Origin of the sequence: Nostoc sp. ATCC 53789 (assembly GCF_009873495.1) — a bacterium.
GTDB lineage: Bacteria > Cyanobacteriota > Cyanobacteriia > Cyanobacteriales > Nostocaceae > Nostoc > Nostoc muscorum_A.
This window is the reverse complement of record NZ_CP046703.1, coordinates 1,384,683-1,402,482: the sequence shown is the minus strand read 5'-3', so window position 1 is coordinate 1,402,482 and position 17,800 is coordinate 1,384,683. Positions and strand designations below refer to the sequence as shown.

Below are 17,800 nucleotides of genomic sequence, written 5' to 3'. Positions count from 1 at the left end.
TTCCACTCTCATCGCTTTTTCCAACATGGAAGCAGATTCTATCCCTAAAACGATCGCACAGGCAAGTCAGCAAATGCAAAGTGGCTTGCTAACTTCAAAAACGTTAGTCAAGCATTATCTCGAAGGTATCCAAAAGTTAAATCCTACACTCAATGCCTTTATTACCGTTCTGGATAAACAAGCCCTAGAAACTGCTACTAAACTAGATTTTGAGCGAAGCAACGGTCAAGAACGCGGATTAATACACGGGATTCCTGTTGTTATCAAAGACAATATTGATACAGCAGGAGTAAAAACTACAGTTGGCTCACAACTTTTTTGCGAACTGACAAGTCAGGGCTTGCGCGATCGCATCCCATTATCTGATAGTGTAATTGTCCAAAAGCTCAAGGCAGCAGGTGCGGTAATTTTAGGTAAGACAAATTTAAGCGAATTTGCGGCTGACCTTTCTGGAAACAATCTTTTTTATGGAAATACTTGCAACTTCTGGAACCACAACCACTCATCAGGAGGTTCTTCTAGCGGAAGTGCAACCGCTATTGCTGCACGCCTTTGTTTAGCTGGAATTGGTACTGATACTGGTGGTTCAATTCGAGTTCCCGCCAGTTGGTCAGGAGTGGTAGGACTACGCCCAACTTACGGATTACTTAGCAATGAAGGTATTTTTCCCCGCGCTCGTAGTTTTGATACAGTTGGTTTTTTGACAAATTGTGTAGAAGATATTGCCATTTTACTTGATGCTGTACTCTTCCCGCTCTCCACAAATTTCAAACAACTGTATCCTCTAACAACCAATATCAACGGCTTAAAATTGGGCATAGTTAATAACTATACATTTCGGGGAATTGAACCAGAAATTGCTAAGGCAATTTATAATGCCATATCCATCTTTAAAAAACTTGGAGCTGAAATTATCACTATAAATTCTCCATTTTTAATAGAGGAATTTGATGAGGTGACTTATTCCACTATTGCTCTTTATGAATTCCATCAAGCTTTGCAAGCAGCTTATACTACAAACTCAAATATATTTGGAGCTAAAGTACAAAGAGATTTATCTAAAGGAGTAAACATTTCTTATCACAGTTACAAAAAAGCAAAGCAGAAACAGGAAGAATGTTTTCTGCAACGGCAAAAACTGTTTCAGGAAGTGGATATTTTGCTAACACCCACAACACCAATGGTTGCACCTCTTATTGACGCAGATGCTAAAATCTATCGATTAAATCAGCGATTTATGTTACCTTTCAGTTTTCTGGGTTTACCTGCAATATCGCTGCCTTGTGGACGAAGCACTCAGGGTTTACCTATAGGATTGCAACTTGTTGGTAATTCCTATACCGAAGCTTTGATTTTAAGAGTTGCCTTTGCTTTCCAAGTTGCTACTACTTTCTCTGAAGATAGCTTTCTCTAACTAATGGTAAAACATTTCGTCCCACATTTTCGCACTCTTCTAAATGGGGATAACCAGACAAAATAAAAACTGTGATTCCCAAGTCTATGTATTGTAAAAGACACTCTGCCACTTGCTGATAACTACCAACAATAGCCATTCCCGCACCACTTCGCACCACAGAAATACCAGCCCAAAGTAGTGGTTCAACATACCAATCTTCATCAGCATTCCCCCGTAATTCCCATTGTCGACTTTGACCGACACTTTCCCGCTTGGTATTGGGAAATTCAGTAACTCGTGCTTTAGCTAATATTTGTGGAGAAACTTTTGCCAGCATTTCTTTTGCTGTTTCTCTAGCTTCAATTTCAGTTGTTCGAGCAATAATATTAATCCTTAATCCATAACGTACCGCTTTTTTTCGTCCGCAATTGCTAACTAATTGCTGCATCTGGTTGATTCGGTCAGCTAGTTGTTGCCGTGCTTCTCCCCACATTAGATAAACATCTGCAAATTCTGCACCTACTTGTTGAGCCATCTCGCTTGCACCACCGAAATAAAATAACGGACCAGACGGTTGCAGAGGTAATGTTTCTAACCGAGTTTGATGGAGCTGATAAAATTCTCCTTCATAGTCAAAGGGATTAGTTGTTGACCATAACTGCCGACAAATTTGCATAAATTCACAAGTGCGACGATAGCGGCTATCATGATCTAAATAATCACCATACATTGCCTGTTCCATTGGTCGTCCACCTGTGACAATGTTAAGGGAAAGACGACCTTTACTGATGAAATCTAAGGTAACAGCCATCTTTGCCAATACTGGAGCCGAATAGAACCCTGGACGCACAGCTACAATTGCTCCAGCACTGATGGTAAGGGCTAAAACTGCTGTTGCTAAAGTCCAAGCCTCCATAATATGGTGGTTGAAACCCATACCAATTAGAACCTGGCGGAACCCAAATCGTTCTGCTGTTTTAAAAATCTCAACTGTATACTCAAGACTGGGAGGACGTTCCCAAATGGGCAAACCTAAATAGAATCCATCCCCAGATACCGGAGCGCACCAATTAAATTCCAGTTTCTGTTTGGCAAACATTTATGCAAATTTTAAATTGCGATTCAATTATGCACTAGATTTTGAGCAAACCAAAAGTTAATAATGCGTGTTAATGCTCGGAATAGGTGTTGCTATCTAAAGATCATAATGTATTGTAGAGAGCGTTATTACGAATTACGAATTGTTTAAATTAATTTTCAGATATATAAATTTTAATTTGAATGCTTTTTCTCAAACTGCTAAGGTAAGCTAACAGCGCATAAGTAAAAATCACAATTCCAGTCATTTCCAAAAATTCCTCAACCACTATACCAATTAACGTTATTAGGCCGCGTCGCCCAAAATCTTCTCTCAAAAGTCCACCCACCATTTCCATACCTAAAGTTCCACTCACATAAACAACTGCGGCAATCAGAAATAAATATCGGGTTTTGTAAGGGAGATGAAGCCAAAATTTTAGATATTTAAATGCAAAAACTCCCACTAGAATAGCACCAGGTATCACCCAGGTTTGGAAAAATATAGGATTGAGATTAAGCGATTCTCGCACTGACGGAATTATTAAAAGCTCGTGAAAACTAAATGCTTCATCCAAACTCAAATATACAAATATAAAATATAAGGTTTTCCAGCCAGAGAAATAGCGGTCTTCCGTCTTAATAGCGGTAATTGCTTTAAGTAATCCCGAACAAAATAATAGAGAGAATGCAGAATACCAGGCAGGAATATTCAATTCTTCATCTAAGCTAAATAGTTCGTAAAACCATTTGCTAGCTGGGAAGGAAAACTCCGTGAACCAGAAGTAGGCACTTAGAGCGCCTGCTAAGGTGAGGCAAATAACTGCGGTCATTAAACGTCGAGCAATTGTTTTAGCACACAGATGAATTGGTAGCTCTATGTTAAAATATGATGCTTTTTGCTGCATACGCATACTGAGCTAATTTCCTTTGTGTGGAATAAAATCATTAATAGGAAATTATCTCATATAGGCAAATGATCTGAGCCAACTATTACAGAATCTTGAATTAAGGAAAACCCTAGATTTTTGAACGAAATTGCTAATATACTACATTAAGCCTATCTAAGTAGTGTATTTTATGAGCAACACTAAAAAAGTTAGTGAAGACTTGAGCGCTGCTGGACAACCAACTCCTGAAGATTTAAAACAGGCAGCCCAAGAGGGATTTAAGTCGGTGCTAAACCTGCGTTCTCCCGATGAACCAGGTTTTCTCAGTGATGAACAGCAGCAAGCCCAAGCTGCTGGATTGCAATATGCCAATATCCCTTTAAAGCCTTCAGAAGTAAATCAAGAGCTAACAGACGCAGCAATCCAGGAGATTGAAAATTTACCCAAACCAATTTTAATTCACTGCGCGGCTGGAGCAAGGGCTGGTGGTATTGCCTTGATTTCCAATGCTATTAGCGAAGGTCTGACCTATGAAGAAATTAGTCAGAAAGCGCAAGAGCTTGGTTTAAACTTAGAACAACCGCACCTTAAGCAATTCTTGCTTGAGAAGTATATTGCCAAGCAAGCAGAGCAAAGTTAGGGACTTGCAATAAAATACCAGTCACACTGGGGCGATCGTGATATTGCATTTGGGTAATATTTCAGAAATTTGCCAGAAAGGTTAATACTGTTTTAACTCTGGTGAGAGAAGCTTGCTTCCTTAATCCCAAACTTTGACTAAACTTCTATTTGAGAATTTATCGTATTAGCTTATTCGGGTCAAAAAGAGTCTTTCATAAACGAGTAAGCTTTTTCTACCTACAAGAAATATTTGGACAATCTCTGCAAGAGATAGCGATCGCCTAAACTATTCACTACTTCATAGCACAAATCACTGGAATGCTTATGGACAAAAGCTTATTCCTCTTCTGTATCAGCATTGAGATATGCAGATTCAACAGAAGCGATCGCACTGTCAATCGTAGCAGAAATTCAAGCAGTGCTGGCAAATCGCACTGGTGGAATGCTGAGGTCAAGACTTAGCTCAATTCATGGAGATAAAATCAAATGTCTGATGTAGGTCTAATTATTCTTGCTGCTGGTGCATCCACTCGTATGGGAACACCAAAACAACTTCTACGTTACGGTGAACAGAGTTTGATTAGGCATGTAGTTCAAGTGGCGAACGCTTCAGTTTGCCACCCAATTATCGTTGTATTAGGGTCATACGCTGAACGCATCAAACCAGAGATTAACTCAGAACAAGTACATATTGTAGAAAATCCACTTTTTAGTGAGGGAATAAGTACCTCTATTCGTGTCGGCATAGAAGCTCTGAATATAATCAGTAAAGAAGCAAAAGCTGTTGTTTTGATGGTATGTGATCAACCTTTTATTTCACCTCAACTCATCAATCAACTTGTTGAAGTTCACGAAACTACTCTTAAACCAATCGTTGCGTCACAATATGCAGACACTCTAGGTGTTCCTGCATTATTTAACCGCACTTTATTTGCAAAACTAACTACACTAAGTGGTACAGATGGTGCAAAGCATATAATTAAAAAATATTTTCAAGAAGCTTTAGCCATTCCTTTCCCAGAAGGTGTATTCGACTTAGATACTCCAGATGATTATGAGCAGCTTTTGTTGAAGAATAATTAAGAAGTCAGAATTATCGTTTGTTGGGTAAAAATTAGGCGTTATGTGTAATTTTATGTTTAAAAATTAAATAGGAGTTTTCTATAAAAGTTAGAATGGCATAAACCTGGAGAAAACGATGACATTAGAAACAGAGATACTACAGGCGACATCATCAAATTCTACCTTTGAAACACCTGAGAATCAGCAGGAATTTAACTGGAGACAATCTTGGTATCCTGTCTGTTTTCTGCAAGATTTGCCTACAAATCGTCCTTATACTTTTTCGTTATATGAAGAACCCTTCGTTTTGTTCAAAGACCAAAATGGACAGCTTGTCTGTTTAACAGATCGTTGTTCTCACCGTGCAGCTAGACTTTCTGATGGACAAATTATTGACGGCAAAATAGAATGTTCGTACCACGGTTGGCAGTTTGGCAATAATGGTCAATGTCTACACATTCCCCAGTTACCAAGCGATGCAAAAATTCCGGTAAATGCTTGCGTCCCATCCTTTAAGGTCTTGGAACGTCAAGGTATCATTTGGATGTGGGCAGGTGAAGCTGAAACAGCTATTGATGAGCTAATTCCATCACTACCAGATTGGAACAACCCGGAATGCTTCAACCTAGACTATGTACGTGACCTACCTTACGACCAAAGCTATTTTATTGAAAATATTATTGACCCGGCTCATGTTCCAATCAGTCATGATGGCATCATGGGAAGTCGAGAAGATGCCCAAGCTTTGGAAATAGAAGTCATTGAAAGCAACGTTCAGGGAATTAAGGGAAGGTGGCGACGAACACGGAAACCCAATCTGCCTTGGATTTCATTAGATTTCATTGCTCCTAATTTGATTCTCTACAAATTTAGTAATGGACAGCAAGGGAAATTTGGGGGCACAGCCTTGTATTCAATTCCACTAGGCAAGAATAGATGTCGGATTCTCATCAGAAATTATAGTAACTCTTTTCCCCAAAAAACCAAGCTGATACCTCCCTGGTTAGATCACATTTTGATAAGAAACAAAATCTTGGAAGGTGATTTGCAATTAGTTGTTGAACAAAAAGCACAAATTGAGCGTTTGAAAAAAAATCTCAAAGAAGTGTATTTACCTCTAAAGACATCTGATACTTTGGTGGTTGAGTATCGCAAGTGGCTAGATAAATTTGGATCATCTTTACCCTTTTATCAAGGTTATTCCACCTCAAAAAATGTCGGTAATAGCGAGTCCGATGAGAAGTTGATAACATTAGACCGATTTTCGCAACATACAATTATTTGTCATTCGTGCAATCAAGCTTATCAAGTGACAAATAAAGTCAGACAAAGTTGTATCGGTGTAGCGATCGCTTTAGCTGCTGTAGGGATACTTGCAGATGATTCTAGAATCAGAATAGCAGCAATATCGGTTTCTATAACAGCAATTATAATATCCGCTATGGCTCAGACACTCAAAACTCACTTTGAGCGTTCCTACACTCGTCACTAAAATCCTGACTGGGAGGAAATTCAAAGTCTCTCTTCTTCTAGGCTAAGGTGTATACACATCTCTTTACAAAACCAAAATGTTGTAGTTCCTCCTAAATCCTCCGATAAATTGGAGGACTTTGAGAGGTTTTTGCCCCCAATTTATCGCGGGACTGGGTGGAGTGGATCAAAAGGTTGTAGGACAACTTTAAAAGACTTATGTGTATACCGTAGCCTAGAAAGAAAGAGATTTAGAGAGAGGTTTTCCAGAACCCGTGAAAAGTCAGCAGTAAATGGATATTAAACCCCTTAATTTCAGATAATTGTTTATTAATGTGACCTTTGATAATGGGAATGAAAAATCAGTTTCACATAACGGTATGCTGTTAAGTACCATTCTCATAAAAATTAATCTATCCCATGAAAAACACTTCTGCAAAGGAAAAGAATGCAGGCATTTTCCGATTTGGCAAGCTTAATTTTAGAGTCACGAATAAACAGATTTTATTTAGCACCCTTATTCTATGTCTTGGTTTGCTCGGATTGGCTGGCTTCTGGTTTAAATCCAGATATAAATTTGATAATAAGATGAGTGTAAATCTGCAAGAATTATCTAATGTCGATTATCCAGTCAATCCCGCACCCTTGGGTAAAAATTTTCAAAGATATTCTCAGCGAAAATTAACAATTATTAAGAGAGATGATACACATTTCGATTTTGTGATTGAGCCAACAGACAACAAAACGGCGCAAATCATTATAAAAAATGTTGATTTAGAGCTATTAGTCCCTAAAGCACCAGAATGGGTTAAAAAAGATCAAGGTTTAGAAATAATCGCTTTTACCGACCGGGAGTGGAACAGACAACAGGTTAGTTTTCCTGCTAACTCACCAAATATAGAAATTAGCGGCGGAGACGGTTTTGAAAAGCAAAATCTAGTAGAAGTCGCTTTGGCTAATAATTGTTTAAATGCAGGATTTTGGGAAATTTTACTTTTCACTAAAGAGGATGGTAATAAATCCCTTTATTATCAAAGTTGGTTTACCTTCCCGATGGGACATTACAAAAATATTTTTGAAAAAATTAATAATATTTCTTATTGGAAGCATTGGTGGAAATTAGAACACTGGCAAGATCCAAGTAGCACAATAGTCAAGAGTAATCTTCTGAGAAAGGTAATCGATCAAAAAGAAGTTGCTACTCAATTCCCTCTTGATGAAAAGATAATTGTGTCGGGAGAGCAGAGTAGAAAAGTTAGAACTACACTAGCGAAAAATATTACAACATGGAGAGACTTTTACGACACTAAAAATGAAATTAAATTTGCCAGTTTTAGACCACCAGGATTTTACGATCAAAATAAGCCTTGGGGAAATCAATACTGGAGAATAGGCAAATTTGATAAAACTATTTTAAGAAATATTAAACCGATTGGCATTGAACAAAATTTACAAGAAATTGAGTTAGTATTCACAGATACTAAGACTAGTGAACAAAATAGATTACTAATCAGTGGTATTAATCTTAAAACGCTTCCTCAATTGTCTGTAGAAGAGTATCCTAAAGGTTTATATATGCCTATGGGAATTGGCATACCTCCTTTTTATCAAAGCTACGATGAATTAACGAAAAATCATCCAGATGTCAGCCCATACTTCAGTTTTTTAATAGATTCGCAGGAGCGATGGATAGATCATCACCATTTAGCTGTTGATGGTTCAGTGATGCACCTTGATAAAGATAACCCAAATCTTCTGCATCTTTACTTGCTATCCTACGAAAGGAATACTTTAATAGCTCATTTTTTGATCGATTTAAAATAGATATATGCTTTCTCTTATTCGTCTAGTAAGATAGGGAAAATCTTGACAGATAGAATTGAAGTAACTGGTTGACTTTAATATTTAGTCAATCGGTACTTGCTTAAGCAAAGCTATCCACATATCAGATGGATCGGAATAATAATCAACTTCTTCTACTTGATATTGATAAGATTCACAACCTTCTCGTAAAATAATGCGATCGCAGGGTTTAACGCCTTTCCCTACTCCGGTCAGATATCCGATCATTCCTTGGTTGAGGCGCTCAAATACGTAGTCACTTCCCCAGGATAGTTGGCTATAATCGTGTATTTTATTTTTATTCTTTAATTCAATTCCTGGAAAGCTCACTAGAGCTAACTTGCTTAAAAAACTAAAACTTAAGTTCATACCTGTCCTGATCAAAGACATAAATGAGTTCTCCCAAAGAAGAAATCTATAACGAAGAGTTTTGGACTCTAGGTGAATCTCAATCATTTTTAAATCACCAATCCAGAATCGAACAGGTGGACACTCTAGTTAGGAATCAACCGCATTGATAAGCTAACACGCCTACATACTGCAATATTTTCCGTGTAGACCGTCATTAGTCATTAGTCATTAGTGTTTACCAAGGACAAAGGAAAATTAACAAAGGACAACCTCACCAGTTGATGTGCAACTTAAATGCGTAACAGCTTAGCTAGTAAAGGAATTTATCACCCAATGTCCAATTAAGTGCCTGTACCCTATAGCTAGCAAAACTAAATTACAAGCAATTCGTCGAAAAAAGACTCACAAAATAATTTTAAAATAAGATCAATAATTTACAATTAATTTTTCTTAATTCTTAATTATTAGTCTTTAATTTTATTTAAGATATCTTTTTATCAACAATCATTTAAATTTACATTACCATCAATCGCAGATTCAACTGTAAAATCACCGAATTGTTACATAAAGCTTGTCAAATATAAGATTTTTTCCTGGACTAGATCATCTAAAATGATAAAGATTTTATGTCTTGAGAATGCAATCTATGTATATTTTTTAATATAGATAGCTTCTAGTCCCTACTTGTAGTTTTTAGAGCGACATCTATCTGCTTCAGTAGTCTTTCGAGGGTAGAAGAGTTATCTAAAACTATATCTGCACGAGCCACTTTTTCTTCGATAGATAACTGGCTGTTGATCCTGGCTTGCGCCTGTTCTCTATTTAAATGGTTTCGTTGTATCAATCTTTCTAGTTGTTGCTCTTGAGAACAACACACTACCCAAATTTCTGTAACCAAATCAGTCATTCCCGCTTCAAATAATAGAGGCACTACTAACACCAGTGTTTGTAAGGAAGATTGGTCAATTGCTTTGAGGAAGCGATCGCGCACATCAGGATGAATCAAATTGTCTATCCAGTTGCGTTCATCTTGACAATTAAAGATAATTTCGCCTAGCTTTTGGCGGTTGAGGCTGCCATCTGGTAATAAAATTTGTTCGCCGTAACGTTTAGCGATCGCACCAAGAATAGGCGAACCTAAAGATACTGCCTCTCTTGCATAAATATCTGCATCCAGAATCGGCAGGTTATAAGCGCTAGCTAAATAATTGGTGACAGTGGTTTTGCCTGTGGCAATACCTCCGGTTAAGCCGATTATACGTTTTGTCATTAGTCATTAGTCATTAGTCATTGGTCATTAGTCATTGGTTATTTGAGATTAAGAATTAATGGCCCATGTTACCAATGCTTGGGTTAAACCATCTAAAGTATATTCTTGGGCTTCTACATCTACACGTCCGAATAAATCATGACAAGTTTTAGAGGTTTGAGGGCCGATAGAGGCAATACAAACGCTCTCTAAGAGTTGACTAACATCAGAGTTTTCGGGCAATATCTTCTCAGTTAGCTGGTCGAAAAATTGTACAGTTTTAGAACTGGCAAAAGTAATTACATTTACCTTACGGTTTTGGAGTGCTAACTCTGCCGCAGGTGGAATATCACTAGGACAACAAGATTGATATGCAGCAACTTCAATTACTTTTGCTCCTTTGAGAGTTAGTTCCTTAACCAAAACTTCTCTTCCGCCGCTTTCAACTCTGGGAAATAAAACTTTTTTATTATTCAGTTCCTCTGGAAAATTTTCTATTAAAGAATCGGCAACAAAGTTGGGGGGAATAAAATCTGCTTGGAGAGAGTATTGTTTGAGACTATTGGCTGTTTTCTCGCCAACGACGGCAATTTTTACACCTGCTAAAGCACGGGTATCTTTACCTTGGGCAATTAACCTTTCAAAAAAGTAATCTATGCCATTGCTAGAAGTGAGAATTAACCAGTCGAACTGAGATAAATGAGCGATCGCATCATCCAAAGCTTCCCAACTGGAGGGTGGGCCGATTTCTAAGGTAGGCATTTCGATGACTGTTGCACCTAATGTGATGAGGCGATCGCTAAATGTACTCGACTGTCCAACTGAACGTGTCACCAAGATTGTTTTACCAGTGAGGGGTTCGGGAGAGGCGGAGAGGTTGTTTAACATTGGAGTTTGGGCTGTAGTCGAATCCTGACAATCTATTTTCTCAGGTTGTAAGTACTTATGTAGCCCAACAACTTCGCCAACAACAATTACCGCCGGGGAAAGTGATAATCCGGTGGTTTGTTCCAAAATATTGCCCAGTTGCGCTGTCCAAATTTTTTGACGAGGAGTTCCTGCCCAACGGATGATTGCGATGGGTGTTAAGTGCGATCGCCCGTGTTGCACCAATTGGTGTACGATCTCTGACAGATGTTGCCCTCCCATCAAAATTACCAGTGTCTCTAAGCGTGAGAGTGCCTCCCAGTCTAAAACCTCTGGTTCATGAGCTGTAAGCACTGCAAAACAACGACTCAACACCGGATCTGTAAGGGGAATTCCTGCAAACAATGGTGCTGCAAGGGCTGAAGAAATTCCTGGTATCAATTCAAAATCACAACCAGATGCTTTCAACGCTTCAATTTCAGAAGTGCAACGCCCAAAAATAAATGGATCGCCTGATTTGAGCCTTAAAACTTGTTTTCCTTGCTGGCAATATTTTACCAGTAACTTGTTAATCTCAGTTTGGGTTGTACTAGGTTTACCACCGCGTTTACCGACATCCAACTTCAAGCAATCAGGTGGTACACACTGCAATAATTGAGCATCTACCAGGGCATCGTAGACTAAAACCTGAGCAGCAGCTAAGAGATTGTAAGCTTTTACCGTCAGGTATGCCACATCTCCAGGCCCAGCACCTACGAGGTAGACTTTGCCCTTTGCTTCAATATTTGTCATTTGTTATTTGTTATTGGTTATTACTTCCCAATTCCCCATGCCCAATGCCCCATTCCCCATGCCCAATCCCCAATTCCCTAAATTCAATTCGTTCGGATATTAATTTTTTTGATTAGCTGATCAACTTGCTCAACCATTTCCTTGTTGTCTTCAGCTTGGAATAACTCTTTGGCTTTTTTGAGATTAACGATCGCTTCTTCTAGCTGTTGTTCTCTTCCTAAAGTGATGCCCAAATTATAGTAAGTGAATGCATCGTTGGGTACGAGGCTAATGGCTTTTTTGTAATGTGCGATCGCTTCTTGGGGTTTACCTTGATCGTCCATCGCATTTGCTAAACCTGTGTAAGCTTGTGCGTGTTTTGGATCGATGCGAATCGCTTCGGTATAGTCGGCGATTGCTTCAGTTAGCTTGCCTTGAGCGTAAAAAGCGCTTGCTAAATTATAGTGAGCGTCTGCATAGTTGGGTTCAAGGTTGAGGGCTTGTTTGTATTGTGCGATCGCTTCTTCTAGTTTGCCTTGAGCGTAGAGAGTATTTCCCAAGGCATTATAACCTGCGGGATTTTTTGGAGAGAGGCGAATGGCTGCTGTATATTCGGCGATCGCTTCTGCTGACTTTCCTTGAGCATACAAAGCATTGCCTAAGTAATAGTGAGCGTCTGCATAGTTGGGATCAAAGCTAATGGATTTTTTGTACTGAGTCACTGCCTCTGCTAACTCACCTTGATCGTAGAGAGCATTTCCCAGACGCGTGTAAGTTGGGGCATAACTGGGTTTGAGGCGAATAGCTGCTGTATATTCGGTGACTGCTTCGGTTAGCTTACCTTGAGTGTAGAGAGCATTTCCTAAGTTATAGTGAGCGTCTGCATAGTTGGGTTCAAGGCTGAGGGCTTTTTTATACTGTGCGATCGCAGCTTCTAACTGATTTAGCCTTGCTAAAGTCAAACCCAAATTAAAGTAGGCCCCAGAGTCATGAGGATCGAGGCTGATGGCTTTTTTGTAATGTGCGATCGCTTCTTGGGGTTTGCCTTGATCGTCGAGAGTATTTGCCAAAGCAATATAAGCTTGCACAAAGTTGGGTTCAAGTTCAATCGCTTTCCGAAACGCCGCCTCTGCTCCTTTGAAATCTCCTTGTTTGTATAGATTGCTTCCTTGCTCAAAGTTAGCAACTGCGTTTTTGTTGCCAGGAAGTGCTGCTCGATTTGAGTCTGGAATTTTTGATAAAACAACGCCAACTTCTTTACCAAAAGCAGTATTGGCATTACTCAAACACAAGCAGATAATAGCTGCTACCAGTACATTCTTGTTTTTCAGCATTTTTATTACCTTACTTGCTTGGTTTATATATAATATTGACTTGTATAGCTTTGGCGTAGTTATAGCAGGAATTATAAGTTATTAGCCTAACTTGATACAAGTGGATTCTCATCCAATTGCCCATTTACATACAAAATATGAGGCTTTATTACGAGTAAAAAGTTGTTTACTAAGTAATTGTTTACACTTTTATTTCGACAATTCGAGTAATGGCTGCAATTAATTCTTCTGGGTTAACAGGCTTGGATAAATGCATTTGAAACCCAGCTTTTAGCGCTTCTTGCTGGTCATCGTTTCTAGCAAAAGCAGTCAAGGCAATTGCTGGAATTTGTCCACCTTGTTCTGGTATCAAAGTTCTCACTTGATGTATTAACATATAGCCATCCATCTCAGGCATACCAATATCGCTAACCAACACATCTGGCTTTATCTCTGCTAGGGTTTGTAATGCTTCATAAGCGGAAGATACCGCAATCACAAAAGCCCCATCTTGCTCTAGTACAAAAGCAATAAAATCTCGTGAATCAGTATCATCATCTACAACTAAAATGCGGATGCCATTGAGCGCTAAGAAGTTAGAAGTTAATAATACAGCAGAGTTTTGTTTATCCGTTAGGCTTCGGCTTTCATCTGGCAGAAGCGGCAAACTAACAGTAAATATTGACCCTTTATCCTCACCTTCACTCTTCGCTTTGACAATACCGCCATGTATTTCGACGATATTACGCACAATTGCCAACCCCAATCCTAATCCACCAAAATTTCTCGTAGACGTGCTATCTGCTTGGCGGAAGTAATCAAAGACGAATGGCAAAAACTCAGGACTGATTCCCTTACCTGTATCGCTAACTATAATTTGAGCATAACCATCGGCTTGCTCTAATCGCACTTCTATTTTTCCTTCCTTGGGTGTAAATTTGAGAGCGTTAGAAAGGAGATTCCAGACGACCTGCTGCAAACGAGTCGAGTCGCCCATAACTTCTCCCACATCCGGTTCAAATACTGTACTTACCTGAATCAACTTTGTTTCTGCCGCTAAACGCATTGTTTCTAGTGCGGACAATATCGTAGACTCCAGGTTAATTTTCGTAATATCTAGCGTCAGTTTGCCTTGTAAAATTCTAGAGATATCCAGCAAGTCTTCGATGAGTTGAACTTGTAAAGTGGCATTCCGCTCAATTGTGGCTAGTGCGTGCGATGTCTTTGCTTGGTCTAACCTCCGACTTTGCAATAATTTTGACCAACCGAGAATTGCGTTTAGTGGAGTGCGTAGTTCGTGAGATAGGACAGCTAGAAATTCATCTTTAATTCGATTGGCTGTTTCTGCTTTAGCTCGTGCTATTTGTTCTAATTCCAGCAAGTGCGCCCGTTCTTCAAGTATTTGTTTTTGTTCGTGGATATCTGTACATGTCCCAAACCACTTAACTACAATACCTTGCTCATCTTTGAGTGGTAAACCTCGCGCTAGTTGCCAACGATAGGAACCATCAGAAGCCCGTTTAAAACGATATTCATTGTTATATGTAGTGCTATTTTTTACGGCATTAGACCACACTTCATCAGCATTTTGGATATCATCTGGATGCAATGCAGCTAACCAACCAGAACCCAAGGACTGCTCTAATGTTAGCCCAGTATATTCGCACCAATTTTGATTAAAAAAATCACATTCGCCGTTAGGCTTGGTTGTCCATACAAGTTGAGGAATTGCCTCAGCTAGATAACGATAACGCTCTTCACTTTGTCGGAGAACTTCTAAAATTCGTTGGCGTTCAAGGATTTCTTGTTGTAATTGCTCGTTGGCTTTGGTAATTTCATTGGTGCGAATAGCAACCATTTCTTCGAGATGATTCTGGTATTTTCGTAGTTCCTTTTCTACCCGTAAGCGTTCGGCTATTTGTGTTTGAAGTTCTTGATTTGCTTGTTCTATTTGAGCAGGGCTAGGAAGTGCTAATGCTTGTGGAACTAAAGACACAAGTTGTACTGCTGTAATTACAGATATCATGGCAGTTACCGCTTTGACAAACCCTGATACCCAATAAGTGGGATGCCAAAGTGTCCAAATCTCTATTAAATGAGTAGTCCCGCAAGCCACAATAAATCCACTAAATAGCAAAAATATCCAATCAAAGGGTAAATCTTGCCGCTTACGGACAAAGTAAAATAGGGTAGCTGGAATCGAGTAATAAGCTAGTGCAATGAACCCGTCAGATAATATATGTAACCAAACTAAATTAGTTTGCCATAGATAACAATGTCCATGTGGAATAAACGATCCTGATGTAAAAAAGTTAGCCCACAATTCTGATATGATGTCTGGCATAAATACTGGATTATTTTTAATCTATAAAATCTACTACTAAATGCCTTTAATTAGCACAAGTTTTTTGCACGTCGTTTGAAATTTACTTTTATCTTGCGTGAAGATAGGAATAAGAGAATGAGTAAACGAACCGCATAGACGCGGAGCGGCTACTCTACGAGTTCTCCGAAGGAGTACCCACAGGGTAGGACACATTCGCGTAGCGTCTCGTAGAGAAGAGCGCAAAGATAAGAGAGTTGCAAAGGGTTTTTGCATCAATCAAACTTACGAAAGTTGTGGACATAATTACATTCAGAAGGCAGAAGTACGAAGGCAGAGGGCAGAAGGAACCCACGTTTAAAAACGTGGGATTGAAGCAAGGACGCTTTGTATCTCGCGCTATGCGTCTCGATACAATTCTTTTTTTAAACTGGGCTTTGTACCCAGAACTAAAGTTTTTATTAATACTTCTTTCCTTTTGCCTTCTGCCCTCTGCCCTCTGCCTTTCTTTGTAAACACTGATAATTCCAAAATAAAACCATTCTCACCATAATAATGATGGGAATGGTAAAAAAATTAGGAGACGCAACAGGAAAAATGAATTTCTGCAATTCTCACTCAACTTAAGATTGACTTGACTTAATACTCATTTTATCTAACACTTGAGTGATTTTGTTAGCTTTTTCGGGTTGGCGTTGTTTTTGCAATAAATCTTTAGCTTGTAGCAGGTTAGTTTTAGCTTCTTCTTCTCGCTCTTGCTGCATAAGAATATTGGCCAGACGCAAGTAAGCATCGGGATTTTTTGGACTGCGGCGAATCACTTCCCGGAATAATTCTGTTGCTTCCTCTACTTGGCCTTGCTGGTTTAAAACATCTCCCAAAAACAAGCGCACTACATCATTAGTAGAGTTGAGGGAAATCACTTTGCGAAAGGCTGTTTCTGCACCTTGGTAATCTTTTGCTTGAGCAAGATTGATTCCTTTTTGAAACAAGTCTGAAGTAATCAAAGTTTTCCAAGCGAAATAGCCTAGGATCGACAAACTCAAAATAACTGCGATCGCAGCGATAATAGAACTGGTAGGAAAGGTTTCTAGCATTGTCTAAGCCAAAAAGCAGGCGATAGGAAAAATCAGATATTCCATAAAAAAGAGTTTCCAGATAAATTGGTAGAATTGAGCGATCGCACTTTTATCTTGTAAGTCTACCGCCAAACTCCGCCACCACATCCAAACTAACAGCCCGAAATGGGCAATTACCAGAAAGATGGGGTTAATTGAGGCCACGTGTAGCACCCCAACCAGAATCATCCCTAGATAACAGACTGTTATCACCCAAAGAGCTAGATTAAACACAGCTTGGGGCCCTAGTTTAATCGTGAAAGTAGTAATATTGTAGAGGCGATCGCCTTCTATATCTGGGATATCTTTAAAGATTGCGATCGCAAAGGTAAACACCAAAATAAACAATGTCAGCACCCACACCACAGGCGGAATTGTTTGGCTTTGTTTGAGTGCCCAACTATAGTGCAGATACAATCCTAAATTAACAATCGTGCCCCGTACCGAAAAAATACACAGCGCTGCCCAAAAGGGAAACTGTTTTAAACGAATTGGTGGTAAAGAGTAAGCAGTACCAATGGCCAAACTAATTGCTACCATGCCAAACAAGAATGGCCCAGTTAGCCACGCCACAACTAGCGCCAAAATCCCAGTAGACGCGACAATTAATTGCCCCATCTGTTGAGAAAACTCACCTGATGCCAACGGTAAATGAGGTTTATTAATCTTGTCAATATCAACATCTTCTAATTGATTCAACCCTACAATGTAAACATTGCCACATAGACAAGCAATCCATGCGCCGAAGACAGGGGTTAGGGAGCCGGGAGTAGTGAATAAAGAAGCAGTATTATTACTAATGGCGATAGCAATTAAATACAAACTCAACACACTCAGACTTGTACCAATAATCGTGTGAGGGCGAGAGAATTTCCAGAAAGCGTATAACCAATGGAAATATGATTGAACAGGTTTGCGTGGCAAAGGGCTGTTTTGAGAACTCTGGCTCATGAGTACCTTAGATTCAGATTCCGGCTTATTGTTAACTCTGACTTTTCACAAAATTTGGAAAACCTTACAAAGAAAGGCAGAGGGCAGAGGGCAGAAGGCAGAAGGAAAGAAGTATTAATAAAAACTTTAGTTCTGGTATAAAGCCCAGTTTAAAAAAAGAATTGTATCGAGACACATAGCGCGAGATACAAAGCGTCCTTGCTTCAATCCCACGTTTAAAAACGTGGGTTCCTTCTGCCCTCTGCCTTCGTACTTCTGCCTTCTGAATTTCATTCCTCTCTCCTCCTTTTGAGAGACTTTGAATTTTCCCCATTCCCTACAAAAGTTGGGGCCTTAGGTTCCGCATTAACTTTTCCATATTGCATGAATTGTCAGATTGTTAACCATTGTCACAGAATTTGGTCATTAACAAGAGCTTTCGTAAGGGAGGTAGCGGTAGGCACATTTGGCCGTAACCCTACTCAAAAACCAGTTACACCTAGGAGACTAATAATTAACC

Annotated in this window: 15 protein-coding genes; 6 read left to right on the top strand and 9 right to left on the bottom strand. The window is 39.2% G+C overall.

Features of this window, described 5'->3' with window-relative positions; genetic code table 11:
- Positions 1–25 precede the first annotated feature (25 nt).
- Positions 26–1,414, top strand: a complete 1,389-nt coding sequence (locus GJB62_RS05630; protein ID WP_114085786.1) for an amidase — start codon at positions 26–28, stop codon at positions 1,412–1,414.
- Here GJB62_RS05630 and GJB62_RS05625 read toward each other — a convergent pair.
- Positions 1,386–2,495, bottom strand: a complete 1,110-nt coding sequence (locus GJB62_RS05625) for an LLM class flavin-dependent oxidoreductase (protein ID WP_114085787.1) — start codon at positions 2,493–2,495, stop codon at positions 1,386–1,388. The two genes, GJB62_RS05630 and GJB62_RS05625, sit on opposite strands and share 29 nt — an antisense overlap.
- A 151-nt stretch (positions 2,496–2,646) precedes the next feature.
- A complete protein-coding gene (locus GJB62_RS05620) occupies positions 2,647–3,387 on the bottom strand; it encodes a hypothetical protein (RefSeq protein WP_114085788.1) in 741 nt (246 codons plus the stop codon).
- Positions 3,388–3,553: 166 nt separating this feature from the next.
- Between GJB62_RS05620 and GJB62_RS05615 the strand changes: the two genes are divergently transcribed.
- From GJB62_RS05615 to GJB62_RS05595, 5 genes are all read left to right on the top strand, one after another.
- Positions 3,554–4,003: a sulfur transferase domain-containing protein gene (locus GJB62_RS05615; protein WP_114085789.1), complete on the top strand. Its 450-nt coding sequence runs from the start codon at positions 3,554–3,556 to the stop codon at positions 4,001–4,003.
- Between the two features lie 339 nt (positions 4,004–4,342).
- On the top strand, positions 4,343–4,483 hold the full coding sequence (locus GJB62_RS05610; protein WP_159402456.1) for a hypothetical protein: 141 nt from the start codon (positions 4,343–4,345) through the stop codon (positions 4,481–4,483).
- A complete protein-coding gene (locus GJB62_RS05605) occupies positions 4,471–5,067 on the top strand; it encodes a nucleotidyltransferase family protein (protein WP_114085790.1) in 597 nt (198 codons plus the stop codon). The genes GJB62_RS05610 and GJB62_RS05605 overlap by 13 nt, the downstream gene beginning before the upstream one ends.
- 115 nt (positions 5,068–5,182) lie before the next feature.
- Entirely contained in the window at positions 5,183–6,538 is a 1,356-nt protein-coding gene (locus GJB62_RS05600; RefSeq protein ID WP_114085791.1) for a Rieske 2Fe-2S domain-containing protein, read from the top strand.
- 398 nt (positions 6,539–6,936) lie between these two features.
- Entirely contained in the window at positions 6,937–8,340 is a 1,404-nt protein-coding gene (locus tag GJB62_RS05595; RefSeq protein ID WP_114085792.1) for a hypothetical protein, read from the top strand.
- Between the two features lie 81 nt (positions 8,341–8,421).
- Here GJB62_RS05595 and GJB62_RS05590 read toward each other — a convergent pair whose 3' ends face one another.
- The 7 genes from GJB62_RS05590 to GJB62_RS05560 form a co-directional block, all read right to left on the bottom strand.
- Positions 8,422–8,748, bottom strand: a complete 327-nt coding sequence (locus GJB62_RS05590; protein WP_114085793.1) for a hypothetical protein — start codon at positions 8,746–8,748, stop codon at positions 8,422–8,424.
- Positions 8,749–9,382: 634 nt separating this feature from the next.
- Positions 9,383–9,979, bottom strand: a complete 597-nt coding sequence (coaE, locus tag GJB62_RS05585; RefSeq protein ID WP_114085794.1) for a dephospho-CoA kinase — start codon at positions 9,977–9,979, stop codon at positions 9,383–9,385.
- Positions 9,980–10,027: 48 nt separating this feature from the next.
- The gene (gene cobA, locus GJB62_RS05580; protein WP_114085795.1) at positions 10,028–11,617 is read right to left on the bottom strand and encodes a uroporphyrinogen-III C-methyltransferase; all 1,590 of its coding nucleotides are present in this window, start codon (positions 11,615–11,617) and stop codon (positions 10,028–10,030) included.
- Positions 11,618–11,700: 83 nt separating this feature from the next.
- Entirely contained in the window at positions 11,701–12,930 is a 1,230-nt protein-coding gene (locus GJB62_RS05575; protein WP_114085796.1) for a tetratricopeptide repeat protein, read from the bottom strand.
- Between the two features lie 181 nt (positions 12,931–13,111).
- The gene (locus GJB62_RS05570; RefSeq protein WP_114085797.1) at positions 13,112–15,253 is read right to left on the bottom strand and encodes a hybrid sensor histidine kinase/response regulator; all 2,142 of its coding nucleotides are present in this window, start codon (positions 15,251–15,253) and stop codon (positions 13,112–13,114) included.
- 602 nt (positions 15,254–15,855) lie between these two features.
- Complete coding sequence (locus GJB62_RS05565) at positions 15,856–16,329, bottom strand: tetratricopeptide repeat protein (RefSeq protein ID WP_114085798.1); 474 nt, start codon at positions 16,327–16,329, stop codon at positions 15,856–15,858.
- A gap of 3 nt (positions 16,330–16,332) precedes the next feature.
- Positions 16,333–17,301 (bottom strand): homogentisate phytyltransferase, encoded by a 969-nt coding sequence (locus GJB62_RS05560; RefSeq protein WP_114085799.1) that lies wholly within the window; start codon positions 17,299–17,301, stop codon positions 16,333–16,335.
- Positions 17,302–17,800: the final 499 nt, after the last annotated feature.

Bases quoted from the DNA above. Each gene is read 5' to 3' on its own strand.
- GJB62_RS05630 (WP_114085786.1), top strand. From the start codon at position 26: ATGGAAGCAGATTCTATCCCTAAAACGATCGCACAGGCAAGTCAGCAA.
- GJB62_RS05625 (WP_114085787.1), bottom strand. From the start codon at position 2,495: ATGTTTGCCAAACAGAAACTGGAATTTAATTGGTGCGCTCCGGTATCT.
- GJB62_RS05620 (WP_114085788.1), bottom strand. From the start codon at position 3,387: ATGCGTATGCAGCAAAAAGCATCATATTTTAACATAGAGCTACCAATT.
- GJB62_RS05615 (WP_114085789.1), top strand. From the start codon at position 3,554: ATGAGCAACACTAAAAAAGTTAGTGAAGACTTGAGCGCTGCTGGACAA.
- GJB62_RS05605 (WP_114085790.1), top strand. From the start codon at position 4,471: ATGTCTGATGTAGGTCTAATTATTCTTGCTGCTGGTGCATCCACTCGT.
- GJB62_RS05600 (WP_114085791.1), top strand. From the start codon at position 5,183: ATGACATTAGAAACAGAGATACTACAGGCGACATCATCAAATTCTACC.
- GJB62_RS05595 (WP_114085792.1), top strand. From the start codon at position 6,937: ATGAAAAACACTTCTGCAAAGGAAAAGAATGCAGGCATTTTCCGATTT.
- GJB62_RS05590 (WP_114085793.1), bottom strand. From the start codon at position 8,748: ATGTCTTTGATCAGGACAGGTATGAACTTAAGTTTTAGTTTTTTAAGC.
- coaE (WP_114085794.1), bottom strand. From the start codon at position 9,979: ATGACAAAACGTATAATCGGCTTAACCGGAGGTATTGCCACAGGCAAA.
- cobA (WP_114085795.1), bottom strand. From the start codon at position 11,617: ATGACAAATATTGAAGCAAAGGGCAAAGTCTACCTCGTAGGTGCTGGG.
- GJB62_RS05575 (WP_114085796.1), bottom strand. From the start codon at position 12,930: ATGCTGAAAAACAAGAATGTACTGGTAGCAGCTATTATCTGCTTGTGT.
- GJB62_RS05570 (WP_114085797.1), bottom strand. From the start codon at position 15,253: ATGCCAGACATCATATCAGAATTGTGGGCTAACTTTTTTACATCAGGA.
- GJB62_RS05565 (WP_114085798.1), bottom strand. From the start codon at position 16,329: ATGCTAGAAACCTTTCCTACCAGTTCTATTATCGCTGCGATCGCAGTT.
- GJB62_RS05560 (WP_114085799.1), bottom strand. From the start codon at position 17,301: ATGAGCCAGAGTTCTCAAAACAGCCCTTTGCCACGCAAACCTGTTCAA.